The organism is Pseudomonas sp. S30 (assembly GCF_016518545.1).
GTDB lineage: Bacteria > Pseudomonadota > Gammaproteobacteria > Pseudomonadales > Pseudomonadaceae > Aquipseudomonas.
Genome location: NZ_JACVTO010000009.1, coordinates 178,640 through 197,599, shown reverse-complemented (window position 1 = coordinate 197,599; position 18,960 = coordinate 178,640). Strand labels below are relative to the sequence as shown.

Genomic DNA, 18,960 nt, shown 5'->3' with positions numbered 1-18,960 from the left:
GCATGCACATCAAACTCGCCAACCCGCGCGGCTTCTGCGCAGGGGTGGACCGGGCGATCGAGATCGTCAATCGCGCCCTGGAAGTCTTCGGTCCACCGATCTACGTGCGTCACGAAGTGGTGCACAACAAGTTCGTGGTCGAAGACCTGCGCAACCGCGGCGCGGTGTTCGTCGAAGAACTCGACCAGGTGCCGGACGACGTCATCGTCATCTTCAGCGCCCACGGCGTTTCCCAGGCCGTGCGTCAGGAGGCGGCGGGTCGCGGGCTCAAGGTGTTCGATGCCACCTGCCCGCTGGTGACCAAGGTGCACATCGAGGTCGCCAAGTACAGCCGCGACGGCCGCGAGTGCATCCTCATCGGCCACGCCGGACACCCGGAGGTCGAGGGCACCATGGGGCAGTACGACACCAGCAATGGCGGTGCCATCTACCTCGTCGAGGACGAGGCGGACGTCGCCACCTTGCAGGTGCGCGATGCCGATCACCTGGCTTTCGTGACCCAGACGACCTTGTCGATGGATGACACCAGCCGTGTCATCGACGCCTTGCGCGCGCGCTTCCCGAACATCGGTGGCCCGCGCAAGGACGACATCTGCTACGCCACCCAGAACCGTCAGGATGCGGTCAAGCAATTGGCCGACGAGTGCGATGTGGTGCTGGTGGTGGGCAGCCCGAACAGCTCCAACTCCAATCGTCTGCGTGAGCTGGCCGAGCGCATGAGTACCCCGGCCTATCTCATCGATGGGGCCGAGGATCTGCAGCGCACCTGGTTCGAAGGCGTGCAGCGCATCGGTATCACGGCGGGGGCTTCCGCGCCCGAGGTTCTGGTACGCGGTGTGATCGAGCAGCTCAAGGCCTGGGGTGCCACGGGTGCCGAGGAACTCGATGGTCGTGAGGAGAACATCACCTTCTCCATGCCCAAGGAATTGCGCGTGCGCTCGCTGATCTGATCAGGATGGCGCACAGCCGGGCGCGTCGAGCGCGTCGCCGCTACGCAGGCTGACGCGACCGCTGGGTGCCAGGACGATCCGCTGTGGAGGATTCCTGGACCTTGTCGGGCAGACCTGCAGGGTGCCACCGGCGAATGCGCCGTTCTCTCGCTGGGGTATGCCCAGCGGGCTGAACCAGACTTCGGTGAGGTTGGTGGTGATGGTGAGCGGGCGCTGCAGGCGATGCTCACGCAGCACCTGGCGATCGGCATCCACTACCGTCTGCCATCCCCGCCCCCAATCGTTACCCAACGGCTCCACGATCACCCTCTGGCTGCCCAGCAATGCTCGAGTTCGGGCGCTGCGCAGCGTCTGTGCCAGTTCCCGTGCGACGACGGCGTGCTGGGTCGCCTCGCGCCAATCGCTGTAGGCCGGAACCGCCAGTTGGGTCAGGATGGCGAGCAGTGCCAGGACGCCTGTCAGCTGAATCAGTGTTACTCCCTGTTGCCGCATCGTGCATTCCTCCCTGGAAGTGCTTCTCTGTAGCTTCGAGGTTCGCGACGGCGAGGTCAGTCGGCCGGACCTGTCACGAGCGGCAGGACATTTCGCAGGAGGCGATTGATGGAGCTGAGGGAGCGGGGTATCTCCTTGCTGGAGGTGGTTCTGGCACTGCTGGTGCTGTCGCTTGGGGTGTTCGCTTCGGCGGCCTTGCAGGTGCGCGCATGGACCTCCGCCGACGGGGCGCGACGCGATGCCCAGGCCGTGCAGTTGGCTCAGGACCTGCTGGAGCAGGTGCGGGCTTCCGGGCAGCTGGAGGGTGCTGCCGTTCACCGCTGGCAGCTGCGCATCCAGGCGCTGCTGGGGCGCTCGGGCACGGGACGGGCGGTCGTCGCGGGCCGTTCGGTGCAACTGCAGATCTGCTGGATCGATGTTCGTGACAGCCGGCCTCAGCGCTTTGAGCTGCACGGCAGGCTCGACCCATGACGACCTGCCAGCGTGGCTTTGGCCTGCTGGAGGCGCTGGTGGCGCTGGCCATCGGTCTGCTGGTGCTGGGGGCCGCCACGCAGGTCCTGTTCTCCAGCCAGCAGCTGTGGCGAATGCAGGGCGCGGCGACGCGCTTGCACGAGGACGCCACACTGGTGCTCCACAGGTTGGCGCTGGACCTGCGCATGACCGGTAGCTTCGGCTGTCTGGGCCTGGAGTCGGTGACCTTTCACGAGCCCGCGGCACGGCAGGCATTGGCCGAGCCATTGCAGCTCAACCTGCGCGCAGATGGTAGCTTCGAGTCACTCAGCCTGGTGCTGGCGGAGCTGCCTGGCGCCCCAGGCTCTGCGGACTGGACGCTGAGCACCGACTGCCTGGAATGGGCCCAGGTTCATGCGCGCCGCCAGCGTGTGGAGGGTGCGCCGCTGTCGATTGCCTTGCGTCGCACTACCTATCGGCTGCACAACGGCAGCCTGCTGCTGGTCAGTGGCGGCTTCACTGCCGCGCTGATCGATCACGTTCGTGATTTGCGTGTGGTGCACGTCGAGGCGCAGGAAGGCGAGCGCCTGGATATAAGGCTGACCTTGAGCGACCCTACACAGCAGGTGACGCGTGACTATGCGACGAGCGTGACCTTGCGCAATCGGTTGCCGCCATCATGAGTCGCCAGCGTGGCGTGGTGCTGTTGCTGGCGCTGATGTCGAGCCTGCTGCTGGGGCTGCTCGCCACCTCGGCGTTGCGCGAGGCGCTGACGCTTGCGGCGTTGGCAGGCAACCTGCGGCTGTCCGCCCAGGCCCTGGAAATGGCCGAGGCGGGTTTGCTGGTCGGCGCAGAAACATTGGCCAGGACAGCGCAGACGCGCTGCGCAGCCGCTGCACCACCGCCCTTGCCAGAGGGGCCGGGTGCCGCGGCAGACGACTGGCAGACCACCGAGTTCGGGCTCGTGCTGACTCAGTGCCTGGGCACCTCGCGACACGCAGCGCACGTGTCCGATGGGCTGGAGGTGACGCTGTTTCGCGTCACGGCGGTGAGCCGCGAGCCGCGCACCCGGCAGGTGCTGGAGGCGGTCTATGCCCTGGACAACGGCGCAGCGCAGCCTCCTCGCCGGATCGCCTGGCGGCAACGCGGTGTGGAGCACGTCGATGCAACGCGGTCTTAGTCTGGTCGAGCTGTTGCTGGTGCTGGCGCTCATCGGGCTGCTGGCCGGCGTCGCTTATCCCACCTACAGCGATCAGCTGCGCCGTGCCGCTCGCAGCGAAGTGATCGGACTGTTGCACGATTCGGCGCTGCGTCTGGAGTATCATCATGCCCGGGTTGGCCAGTATGCCGACGACGACCAGTTGCACACGCCATTACCCGAGGGCAGTCGCTTCTATCGCCTGAGCGCCTGGCGTGAGAAAGATCGCTACCGCTTGCTGGCCGAACGCCTGCCCGGCGAAGCGATGGCGCAGGATGAATGCGGCGACTACCAGCTCGATCAGGCCGGCAGGCGCGACAATCTGGGCGCTACGGACGCGGCGAAGTGTTGGTGAGGCCAGTATTCGAGGATGTGGAACGATACATGAGCAAGCGCGTAGTGATTGTTGGCGGTGGGGTGATAGGCCTGCTGACGGCATACAACCTGGCGGCGAGCGTCGAGCAGGTGGTGGTGTGCGATCAGGGCGAGATGGGCCGGGAGTCCTCCTGGGCCGGGGGCGGTATCGTTTCGCCGCTCTACCCGTGGCGCTACAGCGCGGCGGTGACGGCGCTGGCGCACTGGTCGCAGGATTTCTATCCGCAACTGGCCGAACGATTGTTCGCCAGCACAGGCATCGACCCGCAGGTCCATGTCACCGGGCTGTACTGGCTCGACCTGGACGATCAGGCCGATGCCCTGGACTGGGCGAAGCGCCAAGGCCGGCCGTTGTCCGAGGTCGACATCCGCGCCGCTTACCAGGCGGTTCCCGCACTCGGCCCGGGCTACGCACGTGCCATTCACATGGGCGGTGTGGCCAACGTGCGCAATCCGCGGCTGGTCAAGTCGCTCAAAGCGGCCCTGCAGGCACTGCCCAACGTGAGCTTGCGCGAACATTGCCAGATCAGCGGCTTCGCCGAGTCGCAGGGGCGGGTCACCGGTGTATTGACCGACGAGGGCCAGCTGAACGCCGATGATGTGGTGCTCAGTGCCGGCGCCTGGAGTGGAGAGCTGCTTCGCACGCTTGGGCTGGCGCTACCGGTGGTGCCCGTCAAGGGGCAGATGATCCTCTTCAAGTGCGAGCCTGACTTTCTGCCAAGCATGGTCCTGGCCAAAGGCCGGTACGCAATCGCGCGACGCGATGGACACATTCTGGTAGGGAGTACCCTGGAGCACCAGGGCTATGACAAGACGCCCACCGGCGCGGCCCTGGAAAGCCTGAGGGCCTCGGCGATCGAGTTGCTGCCTCAGCTGGCCCAGGCGCCGGTGGTGGCGCACTGGGCGGGGCTGCGGCCAGGATCGCCTGAAGGCGTTCCCTACATCGGCGCAGTGCCTGGGCATGCCGGCTTGTGGCTGAACTGCGGGCATTATCGCAACGGGCTCGTGCTTGCGCCCGCTTCGTGCCAACTACTGGTCGACTTGCTGACAGGTGCTTCACCGGTCATCGACCCGACGCCGTATGCGCCCGAGGGGCGGCTGGGCTAAGCGCGAGCAACTGCGTCAGGCTCAGCCCTGGCGCTTGGGCCCTTGCTGCAGATGCGCCTGGCTGCAATACCAGTCGCTGCCCAGCCGCAGGGCGCTGTCATTGGGCAGGTGCACGCCACAATGGGCGCAGCGAACCATGGTCAGGGGATCGTCGAGACGCGACTCGGGGTGCACCTGCTGGCTGAGCTTGAATTTGCGCCACAGCCAGAAGGCGGCAGCGATCAGGGCGATCCAGAAGAGTAGACGAACCATGGTGTCCAGCTTGTGGTGATGAAAAGGAAGAGCCACAGTCTAGGCTGCGGCCATGAAAAAAGGGAGGCCTGGGCCTCCCTTTCTCGTTGCGCCTGATGTCAGTCGAACAGACCGAAGGTCAGGTAGCTGAACCAGGAGCGATCCTCGTCCGTTTCCTTCGGACCGGCTGGCAGGATCGGATCGCCGTTCTCGTCCTTGGGCAGCAGTTCGGCCGGCATTTCCGAGCGCGCGTCCTTGAACTGACGGACCACGTCCTGGTTGGCGCGGGTTTCACCCGGCGGCAGCGGCGTGTCGGTTTCGATCAGCCCGAGCGTGGCCTTGGACAGCCAGGAGCGGTCGTCGTCGTCCTTGCGCTGCGGCACGAACTGTCCGTCGACCAGGCTCGGGTGATTGGGATAGTTGAGCTTGAGGGTTTCCAGGCTGGTGGCCGCCAGTTCGTCCAGGTGCATCTTCTGGTAGGCCTCGGTCATCACCGCCAGGGCGTCGCCGACGGACGGCGTTTCCTGGAAGTTCTCCACCACGTAGCGACCGCGGTTGGCGGCTGCGACGTAGGCCTCGCGCATCAGGTAGTAGTCGGCAACGTGGATTTCATACGAGGCCAGCAGGTTGCGCAGGTAGATCATGCGCTGCTTGGCATCGGGGGCGTAGCGGCTGTTGGGGAAACGGCTGGTGAGCTGGGCGAACTCGTTGTAGGAGTCGCGGGCCGCCCCCGGATCGCGCTTGGTCATGTCCAGTGGCAGGAAGCGCGCCAGCAGGCCACGGTCCTGGTCGAACGAGGTCAGGCCCTTGAGGTAGTAGGCGTAGTCGACGTTCGGGTGCTGCGGGTGCAGGCGGATGAAACGCTCGGCGGCCGATTTGGCGGCCTCCGGCTCGGTGTTCTTGTAGTTGGCGTAGATCAGCTCGAGCTGGGCCTGGTCGGCATAGCGGCCGAACGGGTAGCGCGATTCCAGGGCCTTGAGCTTGTTCACGGCGCTGGTGTAGCTGTGGTTGTCCAGGTCGGCCTGCGCCTGCTGGTACAACTCGGCTTCACTGAGGTTCTCGTCAATGACTTCCTTGTTCGAGGAACAGGCAGCAGTGAGCCCGAGGATGGCGATCAGCAGCAGGTGTTTCACTTGCATGGCGGCTTGCGTCCTTTGACGGCCGCTGTCTTGGGCGGTGCCGTCCTGTTATGATGAGCGCCCCGGCCAACCCCGGGACAAAAGAAGCCGTATTTAACCACAAGCACGCAGCCGAAACCAAAGGCTGTAAGCCCATCGATTCGAGCATGTCCGAGATCATTCAACTAAGTGCAGAGGTCCCGTCCGAACTGGGGGGGCAACGCCTCGACCAGGTCGCCGCCCAATTGTTCGACGAGTACTCGCGTTCGCGCCTGACTTCGTGGATCAAGGAGGGCCGCCTGACCGTCGACGGAGCGCAGCTGCGCCCGCGCGACACGGTTCACAGCGGTTCCGTCTTGACCCTCGACGCCGAGCAGGAAGCCCAGGGCGAATGGGAGGCCGAGGACATCGCGCTGGACATCGTCTATGAAGACGAACAGATCCTGGTGATCAACAAACCGGCCGGCCTGGTGGTCCACCCGGCTGCCGGGCATGCCAGCGGCACCCTGCTCAACGCCTTGCTGCATCACGTGCCGGACATCGTCAACGTGCCGCGCGCCGGGATCGTCCATCGCCTGGACAAGGACACCACCGGCCTGATGGTGGTGGCCAAGACGTTGCAGGCGCAGACAAACCTGGTCGATCAGTTGCAGAAGCGCTCGGTCAGCCGCATCTACGAATGCATCGTGGTGGGGGTGGTCACCGCCGGTGGCAAGATCGACGCCCCCATCGGTCGGCACGGCGGCATGCGCCAGCGCATGGCGGTCACCGACGGCGGCAAGCCGGCGGTCAGCCATTATCGCGTGCTCAAGCGCTTCCGTTCCCATACCCATGTGCGGGTCAAGCTGGAAACCGGGCGGACTCACCAGATCCGCGTGCACATGGCCCATGTGGGCTTCCCGCTGGTGGGCGATCAGACCTACGGCGGGCGCTTCCGCATTCCACCTGCCGCCAGCGTGGCCATGGTCGAGGCGGTCAAGCATTTTCCCCGCCAGGCCCTGCATGCACGCTTCCTGGCGCTGGACCACCCGGCTACCGGCGAGCGGATGGAGTGGAAGTCGCCCCTGCCGGACGACTTCATGTGGTTGTTGTCGCTGCTCGACCAGGATCGCGAGAGCTTCGTCGGATGAGCGTGCCGACGCAGTCGCTGATCCTTCCCGACTGGCCGGCCCCGGCCTCGGTTCGCGCCTGTGTCACCACCTGTGAGGGCGGCGTCAGCCTGCCGCCCTTCGATACCTTCAACCTGGGCGATCATGTCGGCGACGATCCGGCGGCGGTCGCGGAAAATCGCCGACGCCTTGCACAGGCCTTGCGCGCCCGGCCGGCCTGGCTGAAACAGGTGCATGGCGTGGCCGTGGCCGACGCCGATCCCGATCAGGTCGCGCAGGCTGACGCCAGCTGGACAGACCGGCCAGGCATCGCCTGTTGCGTGATGACTGCCGATTGCCTGCCGGTGCTGTTCTGCGATCGCGCCGGTACCCGGGTGGCCGCCGCCCACGCTGGCTGGCGGGGCCTGGCCGGCGGGATCCTGGAAGCTACCCTCGAGCGCTTGGCCCTCGCACCGCAGCAGGTGCTGGTATGGCTGGGGCCGGCCATCGGGCCGCAGACCTTCGAAGTGGGGCTGGAAGTGCGCGAGGCTTTCGTCGCTGCGCATCCCCAGGCGGCGCTTGCCTTCACGCCAGGCCAGCGGCCCGACAAGTTGATCGCCGACATCTATGCGCTGGCGCGTATCCGTCTGGCGGCCTGCGGTGTCACGGCCGTCTATGGCGGTGGACTGTGCACCGTCACCGACGCTCGGTTCTTCTCCTACCGACGCACGCCCCAAGGCGGGCGTTTCGCCTCGCTGGTGTGGTTGGACGCTCACGCCGCGGCCGAGTGATGTCCTGCGCCTGTGCTATGGCGTGCCATAGACCTCACTGATTCTTGTCAGTCTTTGTTTCTTTTTGTCGTAGTCTTTTTCCCGGAAAGCGCCTTCGCCTGTTTCAGCCGCAGGTGATTTGCCGCTAGTCTCGCATCACACCCACAGCGCCGTTACCTTCCAATTCGAACGAGCCGGCCATGACAGACCTGTCCCGCACGCATGGAGTTGCCAGCGAGACCCTTGCCGGGCGCGACACGCGGTTCTTTCGCCCGCCATTGCCCGAGGGGCATGTGCTGCGTGGCCGACTGTGCCAGCGCCTGCAAGCAGGGTTGAGCGGAAGGCTGTTGCTGGTCAGTGCGCCAGCCGGTTTCGGCAAGAGCTGTCTGGCCATCGAGTTCTGCGAGCAATTGCCCGGCCACTGGCGCAGCCTGTGGCTGGGCTTGAGCCCGCGAGATGCCGAGCCTGGGCGTTTCCTCGAGCGCCTGCTCGAAGGCCTGCAAGGGCTGTGTCCTGCGTTGGGCGGCCAGGCCATGGGCCTGTTGAAGATGCGTCAGCGCCATCAACCTTTCGCCTACGAGCAATGGCTCGACGGCCTGCTCGACGAGTTGGCTCAGCACATGGACAGTGCCAGCCCAGTGCTGCTGGTGCTGGATGACTATCACCTCGTCCAGGGCCCGGTGCTCGACCGCTGCCTGCAGTTTCTGCTCGACCACCTGCCCTCTGGGCTGGCCCTGCTGGTGACCAGCCGTCAACGCCCTGATTGGCACCTGGCGCGGCTGCGTCTGTCGCGCCAGTTGGCCGAACTGAGCGAGCAAGACCTGCGCCTGACCCCCGACGAAGCCCTGGCAGTCATCGGCCGGCAGCCGACCGGGCTGCGCGGGCAGGCCCTGGATAACCTGATCCAGCGCAGCGATGGCTGGGTCGCGGGCCTGCGCTTCTGGCAACTGGCGGTGAACGAGTCGGGGCTGGAGCAGGCCTTGCCGCAGGCGCTGCATGGCGCCGAGGGGCTGATTCGCGATTACCTGCTCGAAGAGGTGATCGAGCTCTTGCCGGGCGAGATCCAGGCCTTTCTCTATGACACGGCGTCCCAGGAGCGCTTCTGCAGCGACCTGTGCGACGCTTTGCGCGAGCGGCAGGACAGTGAGGCGATCCTGCGCTACCTGCGGGCCCATCAGGTGTTTCTGGTGCCGCTGGATGAGCATGGCCGCTGGTTCCGCTATCACCACCTGTTCTCCGATCTACTGCGCAGCCGCCCGGCCAGCGCGCCTTCGCCTGCCCAGCACCTGCGCGCCTGTCGCTGGTTCGAGCGCCACGGATTGCTGGACGAGGCGGTGGAGCAGGCCCTGCGCGCCGGCTCGCTGGAAGTGGCTGCGGACCTGGTGCAGAGCCTGTCCGAGGAGCAACTGCTGGCCGAGCAGAACATCGGCATGTTGCTGCGCTGGAAAATGGACCTGCCCGAGCGTCTGCTGACCAGCACGCCGCGCTTGATCGTGTTGTACAGCTGGGCACTGGGACTGGCTTGTCAGCTCGATGCGGCCGAGGAGCTGGCGGCGCACTTGAGTCGCTTCCTGCCGGCGCCTTCGGCCACCGCGCAGAGGTCGATGCTGGCGCAGTGGATGGCGCTCAGTGGAGTGATCGCCCGCGGCCGAGGCGATCGCCAGCGCACCCTGGAGTACTGCGAGCAGGCATTGCAGAGCCTGCCCTGCAAGCGCTATGGCCAGCGTCTGGTATGCCTGTCGACCTTGTCGAACCTGGCGATCGCCGACGGTGATTTCTCCCGGGCGCGTGGCTGGAATCGCGAGGCGCTGGAGCTCGCGCAGCGGGTGGGCAACCCCCTGTTCGAGGCGCTGGCTCACTATGACCAGGCGCGGGTGCTGCACGCGCGCGGTCAGGTGTTGCGCGCCTTGGCCCAGGTTCAGGATGGACTGAATCGGCTGCATGGCCTGCCGGGCCAGCGCCTGTATGCCGTGCGGGCGCGGCTGGTGCTCTACGAGGGCTACCTGCTGGCTTCGCGCCTTCAACCCGAGCAGGCGCGCAAGCGTCTGCGCGCCGGGCTCGGCGAAGCCAGGGCGTGTCGCGATATCAGCGTGTTGATCGGCCACTGCGTGATCGCCTCGCTCGACGGCCGTGACGGACGCTTCGCCGAAGCCTTCGCGGAATTGGCCGAGGCGGAACGGCTCATGCACATCTGGGATGTTCCACCGATTTTCTACCTGGCCATGATCACCCTGATCAAGTGCGAGCTGTGGCAGGCACAGGGGCGTGTCGATCTCGCCGAACCCTGGCTGCTGCGCCTGGGCCAGACCTATGGCGGCGAGCAGCCGGCGGCCGCCCCGGAGTTCCATCCGTTGCTGGCCCAGCACATCGGCCTGCAACAGGCCCTGCTCGATTGCACCTTGCAGCGTGACGAGGTGGCCGAGCGGCGACTGTGCGCACTGGCGATGCGTGGCGAAGCCGATGGCGGAATGATGCTGGTGCTCAATGCGGCATGCCAGCTGGTGATGCTGATGCTGGCGCAGGGACGTGACCGCGATGCCCTCCAATGGCTGGGTCGCGCGCTCCTGGCGGCCCGCGGCGGCGCCCTGCAGCCGTTCCAGGCACTGCTCGATGGGCAGGGCGAATGGCTGCGCGAGCAGCTTGCCCGTCTGCCCGCCTGCCCTGTGCAAGAGGCGCTGCAGACGTGCCTGCCGCAGGTGTCGAGCGGCTTACATTGCAGTCGCGAGGCACTCAGCGGCCGCGAGCTGGCGGTGCTGGAGCTGATCGCCCTGGGGTGTTCGAACCAGCAGATCAGTGAGCGGCTGTTCATTTCGTTGCACACCGTCAAGACCCACGCCAGCCATATCAACAGCAAGCTCGGTGTGGAGCGTCGCACCCAGGCGGTGGCCAGGGCCAAATCGCTGGGGCTGCTGGCCTGACGCAGGGCACAGAGGTAAAGTGATGGCCAATTGATATCCGCCTGGGTGCGGCTGGGCTCATCTTTTCCGACGTACGGCCGATACAGCAGACGCCTCATTCACTTTCCACCCTCCAATACAGGTCGTGTCGATGCTGCAGTACGGGCAAAAAAGCTTTCTGATCGTCGACGACTACACCGACTTTCGCACCTCCACGCGTTCCATGCTGCGCGAGCTCGGAGTGCGCGAGGTGGATACCGCCGACAGTGGCGAGCAGGCCCTGCGCATGTGTGCGCAAAAACGCTACGACTTCATCCTCCAGGACTTTCACCTGGGCGATGGCAAGAAGAACGGGCAACAGGTGCTCGAGGATCTGTTGCTGGACAAGCTCATCAGCCATGAGTGCGTGTTCATCATGGTCACCGCCGAGAGCAGCCAGTCCATCGTGCTCAGCGCGCTGGAGCACGAGCCTGATGGCTATCTGACCAAACCGTTCAATCGTATCGGCCTGGCGCAGCGCTTGGAGAAGCTCACCCAGCGCAAGGCATTGCTCAAGCCCATTCTGCAAGCGCTGGATCGCGGTCGTCCGGCCGAGGTGCTGGCCGCCTGCGCCGAGCTGTGCAAGCAGGATCCGCGCTTTGCCCCGCTGTGCCTGCGCTACCGAGCGGATGCGTTGCGCGCGCTCAAGCGTTTCGATGAACTGGAGAAGTTTCTCACCAGTATCCTGGCAAGTCGTCCGCAGCCCTGGGCCTACGCGGCGCTGGGCAGCCTGCTGCACCAGCGTGGCCAGCAGGACCAGGCCCAAGGCGTCTACGAGCAGGCGCTCAAGGCGTTTCCGATCATGCCGGCGCTGTACGATGGCATGGCCGAGGTGCTGGTGGCCAAAGGCGACAGCAAGCGTGCCCAGCACGTGCTGGAAGAAGCGGTGCGCTTGTCGCCGCTGGCGGTCCGCCGTCAGGCTGCGTTGGGCAAGCTGGCGCTGGACAACGAAGACTTCGAGGGTGCGTCCAAGGCTTACCGGCATGCCGTCAGCCAGGGCCAGAGTTCGCGCTACAAGAGCGCCGAGAGCAATCTGGGCCTGGCCCAGGCGCTGATGAACAAGAATGCGGGCAACGGGCTGGATGCGCGTACCCGTGTGGAGATCAACACGGTGCTCAGCGAAGTGGCCAAGGAGCACACCGAAGATCAGGGGTTGCAGGTCCGTGCGCGGTTGATGAAGGCGGCCAGCCTGCAACAGGCCGGCGATGCCGAGACCGCAGCCAAGCTCACCGAGCAGGCCATGCAGCGCCTGGAGAAGATGGATCAGTTTTTCTCGGTCGATGCCGCCCTGACCGTGGCCAGCCAGCTCAGTGCGCTCGGACAGGCCTCGGCCGGCACTTCGATCCTCAAGGGCTGCGTGGAGACCTATGGCGACGACCCCAGTGTGATGCAGAGCGTGGCCAGGGTCACCGACGACCCCAGTGTGCTAGGCGCCGTCACCGAGGCGGTGGATCTCAACCGTCAGGGCGTGCGCAGCTACCAGGCCGGACAATTGAGCGAGGCGCTGCAGTTGTTTCGCAAGGCCTTGTCGTTGCAGCCGAAGAACATCAGCATCGCCCTCAATACTGCCCAGGCCCTGTTGCGCGTGGGCGGCGAGCGCCCGCCGGAGTCGATCATGCAGGAATGCCAGGACTGCCTGAACCGGGTGGCCGGCATCCCCGCCAGCGACAGCCGCTTCGAGCGCTATCGCAAGTTGCATGTGCGGGTGTTCGGCGCATGAGCGACCACGAGCAGGGGCTGGACTTCTCCACGGTGATCGCCTCCACCGTGCACGACATGAAGAATTCGTTGTCGGCGCTGACCCAGGCCCATGACCAGTGGTTGGCGCGCCTGCCCGAAGCGGCCCGCAGCGGCAGCGAGCAGGGGGTGATCGAGCACGAGCTGCGCCACCTCAACGGCATGCTGGTGCAGATGCTGGGGCTGTACAAGCTGGGCATCAACCAGCTGCCGATCTGCCCCGATTACCACGAGCTGGAAGATTTCGTCGAAGCGCAGCTGGCGGCGCAGCAGGACGTCATTCGTCACCGTGACCTGCTGGCCACCTGGCGAATCGAGACCGAGAACCCGCTGGGCTTCTTCGACCGCGAACTGGTGGCCTCGGTGGTGGCCAACGTCCTGACCAATGCCATCCGCTATGCTGGGCATGCACTGCTGATCAGCGTCGAGGAGCAAGGCGAGCAACTGGTGATCAGTGTCAACGACGACGGCGCCGGTTATCCCCAGTACATGCTCGAGCGCCAGCACGACTATGCCCAAGGCATCGATGCGAGCAGTGGCAGCACTGGCCTGGGGCTGTACTTCGCCGCGCGGATCGCCGCGCTGCACGAGCGCGACGGCGTGCGCGGGCGGATCGAGTTGCGCAACGGTGGTGCACTGGGCGGCGGGCTCTTCAGTCTGTACCTGCCCTGAGGCGGGTCGTCTGCGGGCTGGGCCAGTGATGTCTGCGGGCGAGGGGAGATTGTCGGGCGGGCGGTCGCGGCGCAGCCGATGAACGGGTTTTCATGGAATCTTCCTTCGTCGTTCCAGTCCAAGTCTGGTCTCTGTTCGCCTGCGATCAGTCGCATATTCGAATTTCACCAGGAGCTTGTCCATGTCAAACCTGCGCCGCCTGATTATCGTCGCCACTACCGCTGCCCTGATGACCGGCTGTGCCGGGCAGAATCCCTATGACAACCAGGGCCAGGCGCAGGGCGGCGGTTCCGGAATGAGCAAAACGGCCAAGTACGGCGGCCTGGGCGCGTTGGCCGGTGCAGTGGCGGGCGCTGCCATCGACCACAATCACCGTGGCAAGGGTGCGCTGATCGGCGCCGCCGCCGTGGGCGCAGCGGCTGCGGGGTACGGCTATTATGCCGACAAGCAGGAGGCCGAGCTGCGTGCGCAAATGGCCAATACCGGTGTCGAAGTGCAGCGTCAGGGTGACCAGATCAAGCTGATCATGCCGGGTAACATCACTTTCGCCACCGACTCGGCGAACATCGCACCGAGCTTCTACTCGCCACTGAACAACCTCGCCAGCTCGTTCAAGCAGTTCAACCAGAACACCATCGAAGTGGTGGGCTTCACCGACAGCACCGGCAGCCGCCAGCACAACATGGACCTGTCCCAGCGACGCGCCCAGGCGGTGAGCACCTACCTCACTTCCCAGGGTGTCGACGCCTCGCGAGTCAGCGTACGTGGCATGGGGCCTGACCAGCCGATCGCCAGCAATGCCGACGCCAACGGTCGCGCGCAGAACCGTCGCGTCGAGGTCAACCTCAAGCCGATCCCCGGCCAGCAGTACGATCAGCAAGGTGCTGGCCAGCAGGGCACCGTTCAGCAGTATCCCTGATACCTGATGCCTCCCCTGGGCCGCATGCTGCGGCCCAGGTTGGATCAGCGTACCTGACTGGCCTGGATGGCGGTCAGGGCGATGGTGTGAACGATGTCGTCCACCTGCGCCCCGCGCGGCAGGTCGTTCACTGGCTTGCGCAGGCCTTGCAGCATCGGACCCAGGCTGACGCCGTCGGTGCTGCGCTGGACGGCCTTGTGGGTGGTGTTGCCGGTGTTCAGGTCGGGGAACACGAACACCGTCGCACGCCCGGCCACGGCGCTCTGCGGGGCCAACTGAAGGGCCACTTGCGGATTGGCGGCGGCGTCGTACTGCAACGGACCATCGATCAGCAGATCCTGCTCGGCCGCCTGGACCAGGCGTGTGGCTTCGTGCACTTTCTGCACCTGGTCGTCACTGGCCGAATCGCTTGAATAGCTGATCATCGCCACGCGCGGGGTGATGCCGAAGGCCTGCGCCGACTCGGCGCTCTGGCGGGCGATCTCGGCCAGCTCGGCGGCGTCTGGATGCGGGTTCATCACGCAGTCGCCGTACACCAGCACCTGCTCGGGGAACAGCATGAAGAACACCGAGGACACCAGGCTGGCGCCGGGAGCGGTCTTGATCAGTTGCAGGGCCGGGCGGATGGTGTTGGCGGTGGAGTGCACCAGCCCTGAGACCAGGCCGTCGACTTCATCCAGGGCCAGCATCATGGTGCCGATCACCACCGGGTCTTCCAGTTGCTGCTCGGCCATCGGTGCATTGAGGTTCTTGCTCTTGCGCAGATCCACCATGGGCTGGACGTAGCGTGGGCGAATCAGCTCCGGGTCCAGTATCTCCAGATCGGCCGGCAGGCTGATCCCCTGTGCGCGGGCCACGGCCTCCACCGCTTCGGGTTTGGCCAGCAGAACGCAACGGGCGATGCCACGCGCCTGGCAGATCGCGGCGGCCTGCACCAGCAGCGGCTCGGCACCTTCGGGCAGGACGATGCGCTTGTTGGCCTGCTGCGCACGCTGGATCAGCTGATAGCGGAACACCGCCGGCGACAGGCGCAGCTCGCGCGGGGTGCCGCAGCGCTGGTGCAGCCAGGCGGCGTCCAGGTGACTGGCGACGAAGTCGGTGATGAATTCGGCGCGGTCGCGATCGTCCACCGGGATTTCCCGATTGAGCGAGTTGAGCAGGTTGGCGGTATCGAACGAGCCGGTGCTCACCGACAGAATCGGCAGGCCAGCATTGAGCGCGCCACGACACAGGCCGAGGATGCGTGCGTCTGGTTTGCTGTCGCTGGTCAGCAACAGGCCGGCCAGCGGCACGCCGTTGATCGCTGCCAGGCTCACGGCAAGGATGATGTCGTCGCGGTCTCCGGGGGTCACCACCAGGGTGCCGGAGGTCAGCAGCGGCACGGTATTGGCCACGGTCCGTGCGCAGATGATGATGCGGTTCATGCGCCGCTGTTCGTAGTCGCCCGCGTTGAGTACCTGGGCGCCGAGCAGGTCGGCCACGTCCCGGGTGCGCGGGGCGTTGAGTTCGGGCTGGTAGGGAATGCAGCCCAGCAGGCGGAAGTCGTCGCCGCGCAATAGCGGCGAGTGCTCGCGCAGACGGCTGGCGAACTCGCCCATGCTCTCCTCGGTGCGGACCTTGTTGAGGATCACCCCGAGCACTTTCGGATCGCGTGGGCCCCCATACATCTGGGCTTGCAACTCGACGCGTCCGGACAGCTCGCTGAGCACCTCGTTTTCCGGTGCCGACACCAGGATCACCTCGGCATCCAGGCTCTTGGCCAGGTGCAGGTTGACCCGCGCGGCGTAGCTGGCGTGACGGGTCGGCACCATGCCCTCGACCACCACCACGTCGTTGCCGACACAGGCCTGTTGGTACAGGCTGATGATCTGTTCGAGCAGCTCGTCGAGCTGGCCGTCGCCGAGCATGCGCTCGACCTGGGCCAGGCTCAGGGGCATGGGCGGCTTGATGCCGTGGGTGCGCGCCACCAGCTCGGTGGAGCGCTCCGGACCGGTGTCGCCCGGGTGAGGCTGGGCGATGGGCTTGAAGAAACCGACCTTGAGCCCGCCGCGTTCGAGGGTACGCACCAGCCCGAGACTGATGGAGGTCAAGCCGACACCGAAGTCGGTCGGCGCGATGAAAAAAGTCTGCATGGGTGGCGTCTCGAATGAGCGGTGCGAAGGGTCAGCGGGCAAGGGTAGCGCTATCGGCACCTTTCGCGCACCAGCCGCAGGCGAACACCTGGCCGATACGGGCCGCGCGCTGGTGTGCATCGAGCACCCAGGCGCGCTGTTGCCAGGGCGGTTGGTGACGCAGGTGCTGGGTGTGCCCGCAGGACAGCGCCACCACCCAGTGGCCGTGGGCATCGAGCTGGAAGCCGACGATCCGACTGATGGGGTGGTGGCCTTCGGCTGCGCGTTCGCAATCGGGCGTGCCCTTGGTTACACTTGTCCGTTCTACATTCTTTTGCAAAGGTCTTGCCCCATGCTGATCGCCGCCAACAAGGCAGTCTCCATCGACTATACCCTGACCAACGACGCCGGGGAGACCATCGACAGCTCCGCCGGTGGCGCACCACTGGTCTACCTGCACGGTGCTTCGAACATCATCCCCGGCCTGGAAAAGGCCCTGGAAGGCAAGCAGGCCGGTGATGAGCTCGACGTCGCCATCGAGCCGGAAGACGCCTACGGCGAATACCAGGCCGAACTGGTCAGCACGCTGAACCGCAGCATGTTCGAAGGTGTGGATCAACTGGAAGTCGGCATGCAGTTCCATGCTTCGGCGCCGGACGGCCAGATGCAGATCGTCACCATCCGCGACCTGGACGGCGACGACGTGACCGTCGACGGTAACCACCCACTGGCCGGCCAGCGTCTGAACTTCAAGGTCAAGGTCGTCGATGTGCGTGATGCCAGCGAAGAAGAGGTCGCCCACGGCCACGTCCATGGCGAAGGTGGCCACCACCACTGATTTCTCAGCTAAGCTCTGAGAGTCGTCAGGCGCTCGGGCAAGCCGGCCTGCCCGTGATGGGCGAGTGTACGGCTTGGCCGCGCGCCTTTTTAGTGGGCGCTTTTCGCCCCAGCGGCAATCGGCAATCCAGAGGGGAAACAACATGAGTGCATTCCATGGACTGACGCTCGAAGCGCTCGATAGCCAGGCCCTGCCGCTGGCTCCGTTCAAGGGCCAGGTGGTGCTGGTGGTCAACGTCGCTTCCAAGTGTGGATTGACGCCCCAGTACGCGAGCCTGGAAAAGCTGCACCAGCAGTTCAAGGATCGGGGGTTCAGCGTCCTGGGCCTGCCGTGCAACCAGTTCGCCGGACAGGAACCGGGTTCGTCCCAGGATATCCAGGCGTTCTGCGCAGCCCACTACGGCGTCAGCTTTCCGATGAGTGCCAAGTTGGAAGTCAACGGCCCCGAGCGTCACTCGCTCTACCGTCTGCTGGCCGGCGAAGGCGCGGAGTTTCCAGGCGACATCACCTGGAACTTCGAGAAGTTCCTGGTGGGCAAGGACGGCCGGGTACTGGCCCGCTTCTCACCGCGTATCGCGCCGGACGACGCGGTCGTGGTGCAGGCCATCGAGAAGGCGCTGGGCTGAGGGCCAGCGACCTAGCTGCCAGACCCACTGCCGCCTGGCTCGGTCGCTGGCCGTGGCGTGACCGCCGCCGCGGGCCGGACCTGGCTCGCTGCACAGGCGGCATGCAGATGCCCTTCGAACTGCTCGACGATCGCCTGCCACCCCTGGCGACTGGCATGCTGGCGGGCATTCAGGCGCACCCGGCGCAGGGTCTCGTCATCCTCGAGCAGCCAGCAGGCCGCATCCATGAACGCCTCCTGATCCCCAGGCATGGCCAGCGCGCCGCTGTGGCCATGGCGGATGTGCTGTGCTGCGGCCGCTTCATCATAGGCCACCACCGCCAGGCCGGAAGCGAGCGCCTCCAGTACCACATTGCCGAAGGTTTCCGTGAGGCTGGGGAACAGGAACAGGTCACCGCTGGCGTAATGCTCGGCCAGCACTTCGCCGCGCTGCGCACCACAGAATATCGCCTCGGGCAGCTGGTGTTGCAGCTGTGCCCGCTGCGGTCCGTCGCCGACGACGATCAGGCGCAGCCGTCGCTGTGGATGGGCCCGCTGCAAAGCCTGCAGGCAGGGCTGTAACAGCCCCAGGTTCTTCTCTGCCGCCAGGCGTCCGACATGCAGCACCGCGATGTCATCCGCTTGCAGTCCCCAGCTCTGGCGCAATGCCTGGCTGCGCCGTGCCGGATTGAACAGTTGCGCGTCGACCCCGCGTGCCATCAGCGCCAGGCGCTCGAAGCCGCGCCGCTGCAGCTCCAGGCGCTGGCTGGCGCTGGGAACGAGGGTGGTGGCCGTGCGTCGATGGAACCAGCGCAGGTAGTGGGTCAGCAGGCGCGCGAGCAGGCCCAGCCCGTACTGGCCGGAGTACTGCGGAAAATTGGTGTGAAAACCGCTGACCACCGCGATGCCCAGGCGGCGCGCTGCGCGCAATGCGCTGAGACCGAGCGGGCCTTCGGTAGCGATGTACAGCACATCGGGACGCTGACGCCGCCAGCGCCGCCACAGCCGGTGCATCGAGACTTCACCCCATTGCAGGCCCGGATAGCCGGGGAGTGGCCAGCCGCGGCACAGCAGCAGGCTGTCGTCGGCCAGGCCGGCAGACTCACCGACTTGTCGCGGCCTCACCACCTGCACCTGATGACCGCGAAGCCGCAGGCCTTCGCTGAGCCGGCCAAGGGTATTGGCGACGCCATTGATCTCGGGGGGGAAGGTCTCGCTGACCAGGGTGATGCGCAGCGGCGGTATGTTCATGACCTGAAGTCTGCGATGGCTTGGTTGCCGTCGGATGACGAAAAGATGATCCCGTGATGACACGCGGTGACGGGCGCGCTCGGCAGCGACAGTATTTGTTGCAGCTTCGCTCAA

The 18,960-nt window shown here is 65.7% G+C and carries 19 protein-coding genes and 1 pseudogene; 14 read left to right on the top strand and 6 right to left on the bottom strand.

Translation table 11 applies throughout. The features are described from left to right. Window positions 1-2 precede the first annotated feature (2 nt). Window positions 3-950 (top strand): 4-hydroxy-3-methylbut-2-enyl diphosphate reductase, encoded by a 948-nt coding sequence (ispH, locus tag IAE34_RS12790; protein ID WP_200139320.1) that lies wholly within the window; start codon window positions 3-5, stop codon window positions 948-950. Here the strand turns inward: ispH and IAE34_RS12785 are convergent, their stop codons facing one another. Then, window positions 951-1,442, bottom strand: a complete 492-nt coding sequence (locus tag IAE34_RS12785) for a GspH/FimT family pseudopilin (RefSeq protein ID WP_200139319.1) — start codon at window positions 1,440-1,442, stop codon at window positions 951-953. A gap of 108 nt (window positions 1,443-1,550) precedes the next feature. On the opposite strand from IAE34_RS12785, the gene pilV reads away from it, so the two are divergent. Genes pilV through thiO form a run of 5 tightly spaced genes read left to right on the top strand, consistent with a single transcriptional unit; the run spans window position 1,551 to window position 4,572 of the window. After that, window positions 1,551-1,913 carry a type IV pilus modification protein PilV gene (gene pilV / locus IAE34_RS24515; RefSeq protein ID WP_200139318.1) on the top strand — a complete coding sequence of 121 codons (363 nt, stop codon included), beginning with the start codon at window positions 1,551-1,553 and terminating at the stop codon, window positions 1,911-1,913. Continuing rightward, window positions 1,910-2,575, top strand: a complete 666-nt coding sequence (locus tag IAE34_RS12775) for a PilW family protein (RefSeq protein ID WP_200139317.1) — start codon at window positions 1,910-1,912, stop codon at window positions 2,573-2,575. Before pilV ends, IAE34_RS12775 begins: the two co-directional genes overlap by 4 nt. Further along, window positions 2,572-3,072, top strand: coding sequence for a hypothetical protein (locus IAE34_RS12770; protein WP_200139316.1), 501 nt, complete (start codon window positions 2,572-2,574; stop codon window positions 3,070-3,072). The genes IAE34_RS12775 and IAE34_RS12770 overlap by 4 nt, the downstream gene beginning before the upstream one ends. Further along, the gene (locus IAE34_RS12765; protein ID WP_200139315.1) at window positions 3,056-3,445 is read left to right on the top strand and encodes a type IV pilin protein; all 390 of its coding nucleotides are present in this window, start codon (window positions 3,056-3,058) and stop codon (window positions 3,443-3,445) included. Before IAE34_RS12770 ends, IAE34_RS12765 begins: the two co-directional genes overlap by 17 nt. Before the next feature lie 29 nt (window positions 3,446-3,474). Beyond that, on the top strand, window positions 3,475-4,572 hold the full coding sequence (gene thiO, locus IAE34_RS12760; protein ID WP_200139314.1) for a glycine oxidase ThiO: 1,098 nt from the start codon (window positions 3,475-3,477) through the stop codon (window positions 4,570-4,572). 21 nt (window positions 4,573-4,593) lie between these two features. On the opposite strand, the gene IAE34_RS12755 is transcribed toward thiO, so the two are convergent. Both IAE34_RS12755 and IAE34_RS12750 read right to left on the bottom strand, forming a co-directional pair. After that, entirely contained in the window at window positions 4,594-4,824 is a 231-nt protein-coding gene (locus IAE34_RS12755) for a PP0621 family protein (RefSeq protein WP_200139313.1), read from the bottom strand. Between the two features lie 98 nt (window positions 4,825-4,922). Then, window positions 4,923-5,942 (bottom strand): outer membrane protein assembly factor BamD, encoded by a 1,020-nt coding sequence (locus IAE34_RS12750; protein WP_200139312.1) that lies wholly within the window; start codon window positions 5,940-5,942, stop codon window positions 4,923-4,925. A 146-nt stretch (window positions 5,943-6,088) separates the two neighbouring features. On the opposite strand from IAE34_RS12750, the gene rluD reads away from it, so the two are divergent. The 6 genes from rluD (at window position 6,089) to IAE34_RS12720 (ending at window position 14,043) form a co-directional block, all read left to right on the top strand. Then, on the top strand, window positions 6,089-7,051 hold the full coding sequence (rluD, locus tag IAE34_RS12745; RefSeq protein ID WP_200139311.1) for a 23S rRNA pseudouridine(1911/1915/1917) synthase RluD: 963 nt from the start codon (window positions 6,089-6,091) through the stop codon (window positions 7,049-7,051). Beyond that, complete coding sequence (gene pgeF, locus IAE34_RS12740) at window positions 7,048-7,800, top strand: peptidoglycan editing factor PgeF (RefSeq protein ID WP_200139310.1); 753 nt, start codon at window positions 7,048-7,050, stop codon at window positions 7,798-7,800. Before rluD ends, pgeF begins: the two co-directional genes overlap by 4 nt. 179 nt (window positions 7,801-7,979) lie before the next feature. Further along, the gene (locus tag IAE34_RS12735; protein WP_200139309.1) at window positions 7,980-10,697 is read left to right on the top strand and encodes a LuxR C-terminal-related transcriptional regulator; all 2,718 of its coding nucleotides are present in this window, start codon (window positions 7,980-7,982) and stop codon (window positions 10,695-10,697) included. A gap of 130 nt (window positions 10,698-10,827) precedes the next feature. Next, window positions 10,828-12,435, top strand: coding sequence for a tetratricopeptide repeat-containing response regulator (locus IAE34_RS12730; RefSeq protein ID WP_200139308.1), 1,608 nt, complete (start codon window positions 10,828-10,830; stop codon window positions 12,433-12,435). Continuing rightward, window positions 12,432-13,124, top strand: a complete 693-nt coding sequence (locus IAE34_RS12725) for a sensor histidine kinase (RefSeq protein WP_200139307.1) — start codon at window positions 12,432-12,434, stop codon at window positions 13,122-13,124. The genes IAE34_RS12730 and IAE34_RS12725 overlap by 4 nt, the downstream gene beginning before the upstream one ends. A gap of 181 nt (window positions 13,125-13,305) precedes the next feature. Next, window positions 13,306-14,043 carry an OmpA family protein gene (locus tag IAE34_RS12720; protein WP_200139306.1) on the top strand — a complete coding sequence of 246 codons (738 nt, stop codon included), beginning with the start codon at window positions 13,306-13,308 and terminating at the stop codon, window positions 14,041-14,043. A gap of 44 nt (window positions 14,044-14,087) precedes the next feature. Here the strand turns inward: IAE34_RS12720 and pta are convergent, their stop codons facing one another. Then, window positions 14,088-16,175, bottom strand: a complete 2,088-nt coding sequence (pta, locus tag IAE34_RS12715) for a phosphate acetyltransferase (protein ID WP_200139305.1) — start codon at window positions 16,173-16,175, stop codon at window positions 14,088-14,090. 31 nt (window positions 16,176-16,206) lie between these two features. Beyond that, window positions 16,207-16,508 (bottom strand): annotated as a pseudogene (locus IAE34_RS12710) (DUF3565 domain-containing protein). Here IAE34_RS12710 and IAE34_RS12705 point away from each other — a divergent pair. Further along, window positions 16,507-16,992 (top strand): FKBP-type peptidyl-prolyl cis-trans isomerase, encoded by a 486-nt coding sequence (locus tag IAE34_RS12705; RefSeq protein ID WP_200139303.1) that lies wholly within the window; start codon window positions 16,507-16,509, stop codon window positions 16,990-16,992. The pseudogene IAE34_RS12710 and the gene IAE34_RS12705 sit on opposite strands and share 2 nt — an antisense overlap. Before the next feature lie 142 nt (window positions 16,993-17,134). After that, window positions 17,135-17,617: a glutathione peroxidase gene (locus IAE34_RS12700; RefSeq protein ID WP_200139302.1), complete on the top strand. Its 483-nt coding sequence runs from the start codon at window positions 17,135-17,137 to the stop codon at window positions 17,615-17,617. Between the two features lie 11 nt (window positions 17,618-17,628). On the opposite strand, the gene IAE34_RS12695 is transcribed toward IAE34_RS12700, so the two are convergent. Further along, complete coding sequence (locus IAE34_RS12695) at window positions 17,629-18,846, bottom strand: glycosyltransferase family 4 protein (protein WP_200139301.1); 1,218 nt, start codon at window positions 18,844-18,846, stop codon at window positions 17,629-17,631. Window positions 18,847-18,960 lie beyond the last annotated feature (114 nt).